Source organism: Shewanella sp. SG41-4 (assembly GCF_014164505.1).
In the GTDB taxonomy this organism is placed as follows: Bacteria; Pseudomonadota; Gammaproteobacteria; order Enterobacterales; family Shewanellaceae; genus Shewanella.
In genome coordinates this window covers 1-2,395 of sequence record NZ_JACJFI010000434.1, presented here as the reverse complement: position 1 = coordinate 2,395, position 2,395 = coordinate 1, and the positions used below count along the sequence as shown (strand labels likewise).

Here is a 2,395-nt window from a genome sequence, read left to right as displayed (position 1 = left end):
TGTTTGCTTGATCAATATCATTACCAAAGTTTTTGGCTAAAATAACGAATTCATCTGTCCCAAGGCGTGCAACCAAACCAGCACTAGAAAATGTGCCAGATAAGCGTGCAGCTATCTGCATTAATAATCTATCGCCAAGCTGGCGACCTAAAGCATCATTAATTAGTTTAAAATTATCTAAGTTGATCATCAGCAAAGCAGAGAACTGTCCGGTCTTACGACTAAATACTTGTAGATCATAGAGCTGATCAGCTAATACATCACGATTAATTAAATCTGTAAGGCCACTATGACCCTGTTTTTCATGAGGAAAATGTTGATTCTTGACATCACCAGAAACATCTGTAATTGTGCCGATCACCCGAAATGGACGCCCGAGTTCATCCCACTCAACTATTTTCCCACGGTCAAGAATCCAAATATAACGTCCGTCTTTATGACGTAAACGATGAACGCTTTCATAATATTCATGTTGATTATTGATATAATTCTGTAGGGTATTTAATACCTGAGCCTTATCATCTCGGTGTAAACGAGACTCCCAAACAGAATAGTCATTATCCAGCTCATAAGGTTGATAACCTAGGATGTCTTTCCAACGATCAGAAACAAACACATCCCCAGTGGCTATACACCAATCCCAAATACCATTGCGAGCGCCCTCAACTGCAAAAAGCCAACGTTGCTCTGCATCATTGAGGCGTTTTTTACTACGAGATAGTCGGCCTTTAACCTGATTCAAATAGTCACGTAAGTTAACCAGTTCAGTCGATGTGCAAACGATATCAGTATTGAAGTCAGGAGAATCGAGGTTCTTAGCGGCTTGGCTTAATTGAGTTAGCGGTCTAATCAGTAAATAATGCAAAATGACACAGAATAACGACAACAATAAAGCACCAATCCCCCATATTTCAATAAAGCGCTTTAATAGGCTATCAACCGCTTCTGATAAGATATTGGCAATGTCATATTCTAAATAAATAAGCTCTACTGAATTTGAATAACTATAACGAGAATTAGCATTAAGCGGGTAGTAAGCTTGAATGGATAAACGATCGAAATTGACCTTTAGATAAGGTTTATTGTTAGCAATGACAGTCCTATGTAACTCAGCAGAATAACCTTCTAGCACATTAGTAGCATTACTTTGTCGCCAAATAATATGATTGGCAAATTGAATTTCACTACCAGAATCAAGTATCACATATACCATCATGTTTTGATCTGTTGAAACTAAAGCAACCTCCTGCTCTATTCGTTCTAAATCTTGCATCAGCAGAGATGATTCAACAACATGACGCATTCTAAATAAATCTTTTTGTATTTGCTCAGACTGTCTCAATGCAAGCTGATCATTTAGCTCTGCATGCTCATAGACATACTCCCCACATACCAAACCAAGGTAAAGGAAAAAAATACATGCAGGAACAAGTAGAGACAGAGAAAGTTTTGGCAACCGAGGCAAAATAAACCCACCCAATTAAATATATGAAGATATGCTAGCGGTAATCTTATCAATAAGTAAAGAAATAATTATGAATCCTAATAGCATATGTAACATAAAAACTTATTATTTATTAAACACTTTAAATAGATCTACATACTCTAACTTGTTTAGCTGATAAGTGTTATTTTATTTACAAAGAAAAAGTATGGCACACAGCTCCAAATCACTAGCATATAATCAATAAGATTAAAGTCTTCGGAATATACAGCACAGGAAAAGCATCTTACGCTAACACATGTCCTTAACAATTTTCATTAACCGAAAATATGTACTAAAAACGTAGGTTTCTAAATAAAAAAATTATAAGAGTCTTAACCGGCTATACATAGCATAAATGCTGATGATATCTTCTACCTAGTTTAAATAAGAGCACCATTAATTCGCCATAATAGCTTAAATGACTAAAAATTAGCATCTTGTTTACCGTCATACATGTGGCTTTAAGTCTCCATGTAGTTACATTGCGGCCTAAAAAACTACATAATTACGCGCGATTTAACGACTATTCCGAGTAAATTAGACGCTTTAAATGATTGAACATTTATATTACCTAACAAATACAATTACATACTACCAACACGATTAATATTCAGAACAACTAAGTTCAAATTTTGGACAAAAAAACCGCTATATAATAGCAGGCTGTTTCGCGACTATTTCAAGTCAATTACGCGCCTGGAAATGTCCTACTCTTTTATCCCCGAAGGGGACGCATGGGCATATCGGCCACACTATTGCCATGACCTAATACCATTGATAGATGTTGACCACAAATTATAGACGTAAAAAAGCCCGTTACGTTAGTAACGGGCTTATCACTACTCTTTCGAGTAAATTAGGCGCCTGGAAATGACCTACTCTCGCATGGGGAGACCCCACACTACCATC

The 2,395-nt window shown here is 36.5% G+C and carries 1 protein-coding gene; it reads right to left on the bottom strand.

Annotation, left to right across the window (positions count from 1 at the left end):
* Window positions 1-1,465: sensor domain-containing diguanylate cyclase (locus tag H5202_RS20715; protein ID WP_182773725.1), on the bottom strand; the 1,465-nt coding region annotated here is incomplete at its 3' end.
* Window positions 1,466-2,395 lie beyond the last annotated feature (930 nt).